This window comes from Nocardia sp. No.11, assembly GCF_038752175.1.
GTDB classification, from domain to species: Bacteria; Actinomycetota; Actinomycetes; order Mycobacteriales; family Mycobacteriaceae; genus Nocardia; species Nocardia canadensis.
The window spans coordinates 1-5,494 of the sequence record NZ_JBCGFB010000210.1; the positions used below are offsets into that span (position 1 = coordinate 1).

Annotated in this window: 6 protein-coding genes; 3 read left to right on the plus strand and 3 right to left on the minus strand. The window is 71.0% G+C overall.

Annotation, left to right across the window (positions count from 1 at the left end):
• From V8688_RS31025 to V8688_RS31035, 3 genes are all read right to left on the minus strand, one after another.
• The coding region (locus tag V8688_RS31025) for a serine/threonine-protein kinase (RefSeq protein ID WP_342802289.1) at positions 1-864 on the minus strand (864 nt) is incomplete at its 3' end.
• A 43-nt stretch (positions 865-907) separates the two neighbouring features.
• The gene (locus V8688_RS31030) at positions 908-1,597 is read right to left on the minus strand and encodes a response regulator transcription factor (protein WP_316575647.1); all 690 of its coding nucleotides are present in this window, start codon (positions 1,595-1,597) and stop codon (positions 908-910) included.
• On the minus strand, positions 1,594-2,916 hold the full coding sequence (locus tag V8688_RS31035) for a histidine kinase (protein ID WP_342802290.1): 1,323 nt from the start codon (positions 2,914-2,916) through the stop codon (positions 1,594-1,596). The genes V8688_RS31030 and V8688_RS31035 overlap by 4 nt, the downstream gene beginning before the upstream one ends.
• Before the next feature lie 156 nt (positions 2,917-3,072).
• Between V8688_RS31035 and V8688_RS31040 the strand changes: the two genes are divergently transcribed.
• The 3 genes from V8688_RS31040 to V8688_RS31050 all read left to right on the plus strand — a co-directional run.
• Positions 3,073-3,396, plus strand: coding sequence for a hypothetical protein (locus V8688_RS31040; protein ID WP_316575649.1), 324 nt, complete (start codon positions 3,073-3,075; stop codon positions 3,394-3,396).
• Between the two features lie 36 nt (positions 3,397-3,432).
• Positions 3,433-4,155 carry an ABC transporter ATP-binding protein gene (locus tag V8688_RS31045; protein WP_342802291.1) on the plus strand — a complete coding sequence of 241 codons (723 nt, stop codon included), beginning with the start codon at positions 3,433-3,435 and terminating at the stop codon, positions 4,153-4,155.
• Positions 4,152-5,494, plus strand: a 1,343-nt coding sequence (locus tag V8688_RS31050; RefSeq protein WP_342802292.1) for an ABC transporter permease, incomplete at its 3' end; no start/stop codon positions are given. The genes V8688_RS31045 and V8688_RS31050, both read left to right, overlap by 4 nt.

Here is a 5,494-nt window from a genome sequence, read left to right on the forward strand (position 1 = left end):
CGCGCGCATCGGGGCACCGCCCTGGAGCATCGCGGCGGCGAGGGCATCCCGGGCCGCGACCGCGAGCGCGCCCGCGCTCGGGTAGCGATCGGCCGGGTCCTTGGCCATGCCGCGGGCGATGACCTCGTCGAGGGTGACGGGCAGGCCGGGCAGGATCTCGCTGGGGCGCGGCGGCGCCTCGGACAGGTGCGAGCGGATCAGCACGCTCATGCTCGCGGCGGGGAACGGCGAGGCGCCGGTGAGGCATTCGTGCAGCACACAGGCCAGCGAGTAGACGTCGGCGCGATGCGAGATCGGCCCGACGTCGAAGCGTTCCGGCGCCATATAGATGTAGGAGCCCATGGCCATCCCGGCCTGGGTCACCGCACTGTCGCCCTCGGTGTGGGCGATGCCGAAGTCGGCGAGGTAGGCGAAGTCGGCGGGGGTCACCAGGATGTTGGCCGGTTTCACATCGCGATGCACCAGGCCACCGGCGTGCGCGGCGTCGAGGGCGGCGGCGATCTGCTCGACCACCGCGACCGCGCGATCGGGACTCAGCGGCCCGCCCGTGTGCAGCACCGTCCGCAGATCGGTCCCGGGGACCAGGCGCATGTCGATGAACAGCACCCCGTCGATCACGCCCCAGTCGTGGATCGGGATGACGTGCGGTTCGGCCAGCTTGGCCGCCGCCTGGGACTCCCGGCGGAACCGGACCTGATAGGCGGGGTCCTGGGCGAGTTCCTCCGCCAGCAACTTCAGGGCGACTACCCGGTCCTTGCCGGTGTCGTAGGCCTCGTAGACCTCGCCCATCCCGCCTTTGCCCAGCATCGACCGCAACTCGTACGGACCGAACCTGCTCCCCGTCCGTGACCCAGGTGCCTGCACCAGCGTCCGCCTCCCACTTCTCGCATGCCCGAAGACCTGCTCGTCAGAAGGAGGATTCTCCCGGTGTCACCACGCCGTGGTCAAACGCGAACACGATCGCGGCGGCGCGATCACGCAGGTCGAGCTTGCCGAAAATGTGTCCGACGTGGCTTTTCACGGTGACTTCGGAGATGCCGAGCGCGGCGGCGATCTCGCTGTTGACCCGGCCTCGGCCGATCAGTTCGAACACTTCGTACTCGCGTGCGGTGAGTTCGCCGAGCCGGCGATCGGTGCGGGTCCCGGCCGGTTTGACGGTCCGGTAGGCGGTGAGCACCCGGCCGGTGACCGACGGATCGAGCCACGCGCCGCCCGCGGCCACCGTGCGCACCGCGCGGATCAGGTCCTCGGCGGGTGAGTCCTTGAGCAGGAACCCGGCCGCGCCCGCGCGCAGTGCGCCGGAGAGCAATTGGTCGTCGTCGAAGGTGGTGAGGACGAGGACCGGCGGCGCGTCCGGGCGGGCCCGCAGCAACCGTGTCGCATCGATGCCGCCGACCCGCTTCATCCGCAGGTCCATCAGCACCACGTCGGGACGGTCGGCGGCGACGGCGGCCACCACCTCGTCCCCGTCGGCGCACTCGCTGACGGTGAAGCCGTCGCGCCTGCGCAGGATCCGGCGCAACCCGCCGCGCACCAGTTCCTGGTCGTCGACGACCAGTACCGTCACCGGGTTGTCGATCGGCGCCGCGGCCGTCACATGTCCTCCTGGGGCTTGGGCTTGAGCAGACCGGGCAGCATGGCCGTGATCGTGGCGCACGCGCTGGATTTGAGCGGGAACCGCGCGCGCACCGTCCACCCGTCGTCGGCGGCGCCGGCGCTGATCGACCCGCCGAGCAGTTCGGTGCGCTTGCGCATGCCACGCAGACCCATGCCGACATCGCGGCGCGGCGGCGGGCCGAGCGGCAACGCGTTGGTCACCACCAGGGTGGCCGCCTCGGCGGTGACGTCGAGGCACACCGTCGCCGGGGTGCCGGGCGCGTGTTTGGCGACATTGGCCAGCGATTCCTGCCCGATCCGGTACAGCGCGTGCCCGACGGCGCCCTCGATGACGGCCAGGTCGCCGCTGCGGTCGTAGTCGACGGCGAGCCCGGCGCGGCGGAAGTCGCCGACGAGTTCGTCGATGTCGGCGGCGCTGGGCTCGGGGGTGCGCAGCGCGGGGCCGGTGTCGAGCATGCCGACGGTGCGCCGGATGTCGGCCATGGCCTGTCGGCCGAGCCGTTCGGCGTCGACGAGCGCGTCCACCGCCTCGGTGACGTCGTCGTCGGTCTGCAGCGCGCGGCGGGCCGCGGTCAGGTGCAGCAGCGTGATCGAGAGCGAATGCGCGATCACGTCGTGCACCTCGCGCGCGATCCGGCGTCGCTCCTCGTCGGCGGCCTGACCGGCGCGGATCGCCTGGTTCTCACGTTCCTGATAGAGGAAGCGCCGCTGGTATTGCAGCAGTACCCCGACGAAGACACCGAGGATGACGCCGAGGACGTACATCGGCATCCCCTGTAACCGCTCCCCCGAGCCCCACTGCAGATTGCCCGCGAGGTCGAACGCGACCAGTTCGAGGATCGCGACCACGGTGAATCCGACGGTGATCCCGCGCGAGGCGACCGCGGCCACCTCTCCGGCGACGATCACCAGCACGAACGGCGCGAAATCGGCATTGACCGGCTGCACCAGGAACAGCGCGGTCGACAGCAGCGCCGAGCCCTTCAGCAGCGCCGGGTGCGGCTTCACCCCGAAGATCGCGAACAGCGGGATCGGCAGGAAGGCGGCGGCCATCGCGATCAGGGGCAGCGGGCTCGGGAAGTAGGAGTGCCGCTGGATCACGGCCGCGCCGGTGACCACCAGCAGGGCCACATCGGCGCCGATGATCACGGCGGGCGGGTAGTCGTAGGGCAGCGACTCGATGCGTTCGCGCACCGTGTCGAGGAAGCGCCGCACCCCGTCCCGCGGCCGGTCCGCGAGCCGCCGCCAGCGGCTGCGCAGCCCCGCCGGGTTCGCGGGAAGGGCGTGACTCACCTCCATGGGGTAAGGCTAGCCGTCGCGTCCACGGCCCGTCATCGTCCCGTGAACGGGCCCGGTCTCCTACCGGGGTAGGAGAAGAAGTCGGGTCCCGGGCACGACGCTTCCGGGGCGGCGCGACCGTAGCGTTGGCGGTACCGCTCACGGAAGGTGAAGCCCATGACCTGGACCGATCAGCATCGACGCACCGAGATCGTGCACACCGTGCTCGCCAGGGCAGCGATCGACCCGAACGACCCCGCCCTGTTCACCGAGCTCCCCGAGGTGGATCGTCTCTTCGGCGGCACCGACGGACTTCTGCAGGCCCTGACCTACCGCTGGAACAATCACCTGCGCGCCAAGCTCGAACAGGCCGAGATCGAGGGACATTCCGCGGTCGAGGCCTATCTGGAACTGGCCGCCGAGCAACCCGCGCTCCGGGCAATTCTCGACGCGCACGCGGCGACCGTGCAGACTACCCGTACCCGCGCCTTCGCGCGCTGACTTTCCCGACAACCGAAAACCCCTGGGGGACACGACATGCCGGACAACGATTCGCCGCAACCGCCGATGCTGGAGCTGACGCGGGTGGTCAAGCAGTACCACGTCGGCGATCAGCGGGTGCGCGCGCTCGACGAGGTGAGCATGCGCATCGAGGCAGGCCAGTTCACCTCGATCATCGGGCCCTCCGGCTCGGGCAAGAGCACCCTGCTGCATCTGCTCGGGGCGCTCGATCGCCCCGACGAGGGCTCGATCCGCTTCCGCGGCACCGAGATCGGCGATCTCGACGAGGACGCGCAGGCCGCGTTCCGGCTGCAGCAGGTGGGTTTCGTCTTCCAGTTCTTCAACCTGCTGCCGACACTGTCGGCCTGGGAGAACGTGGCGGTACCGAAGCTGCTGGACGGCACCGGGTTACGCAAGGCCAAGCCGCGCGCACTGGAACTGCTCGAGCTCGTCGGTCTGGGTGATCGCGCCCAGCACCGGCCCGCGGAGCTGTCCGGCGGGCAGATGCAGCGGGTCGCGGTGGCGCGCGCGCTGATCATGGATCCGCCGCTGATCCTGGCCGACGAGCCCACCGGCAACCTGGACTCCAAGACCGGCGCGTCGATCCTGGATCTGCTGAGCGCGATCACCGCGCAGGGCAATTCGGTGGTGATGGTGACCCACGACATGGGCGCGGTCGCGCACTGCGACCGGGTGATCACCCTGCACGACGGCCGCATCGACGCCGACGACATCGTGCCCGCCCGGGTGGACGCATGATCGCCGCGTTCTGGGATCGCCTGCGGCTGTTCAACATCGGGGAGCTGGTCCGCCATCCCGGCCGCACCTTCATGTCGACGGCGGTGATGTCGGTGTCGGCGGCGCTGCTGGTCGCCGTGCTCAGCATCTCCGGCTCGGTCACCGGGTCGGTCGACAAGCTCACCCAGGGCCTGGCCGGCGACGGCGTCCTGGAGATCACCGGCATCACCGACGCCGGGTTCGAGCAGTCGCTGCTCACCCGGATCGCCGCGACGCCCGGCGTGACCACCGCGGTTCCGATGCTGCGCAGCACCCTCGGCGCCGGACCTGACCGGGCCCTGCTGATCGGTGCCGACGCCACTATCGCCGCCCTGGGCAGCGATCTGGCCGCGCCGATGTCGAAGTACACGAACAAGCTGCTCACCACTCCCAAGGGCGTGCTGGTCGGCGCGGCGATGGGGCTGAAGGAAGGCGACAGCGTCCCGATCGGCTGGGGCAGCGCGACCGTCGCGGGCGTGCTCGACGACGAGGCGAGCAACCGGCTCAACGGCGGCCATCTGGTCGCCGCCCCGCTGCCGCTGGCCCAGCTGCTGCTCGATCGGGTCGACAAGCTGGACTCGGTGCAGATCATCGCCGCGCCCGGCACCGATATCGGGAAACTGCGCGCCGACCTCACGGCGGTGGTCGACGGCCGCGCGGTGGTCGCCGAGCCGAGCCTGCGGACCGCGCAGGCGGGCGGCGCGATCCAGATCATGCGGTACTCCACGCTGATGTCCTCGGCGGCGGCGCTGATGGTCTCGGCGTTCCTGATCTACAACGCGATGAGTATGGCGGTGGCCCAGCGCAGGCCGACGCTGTCGCTGCTGCGCGCGATCGGCAGTCAGCGCGGTCCGATGGTGCGCGATCTGCTCGTCGAGGCGGCGCTGCTCGGACTCATCGGCGGGGCCATCGGCGCCGCGGTCGGTGCCGCGATGGGCCGGTTCGCGATCGGGCGTCTGCCCGCGGCGATCGTCCAGTCGGTGGAGGCCCGCACCGAGTTCATGGTGCCGAATTACGCGGTGCCCGTCGCCATCGCGGCCTGCGTCATCGCCACCGTGCTGGCGGCGGCGATCGCGGCGCGGCAGGTGTACAAGGTCGCGCCCGTCGAGGCGCTCGCCCCGGTGGAGGCCACCGTCGGCGCGTCGTCGAGCAAGCCGCTGCGCTGGGCGGCCCTGCTCGGCGGCCTCGGCTTCGCCGGCGCGGCGGTGACCCTGGCCGCGCTCGATCTCGGCCGGGTGTCGCTCGCCTCGATCTCGACCTCCTTCGCCGCGGCCGTGCTGCTGTGTTTCGCCGCGACCGGCCCGATCGTGCGCGCCGCGGC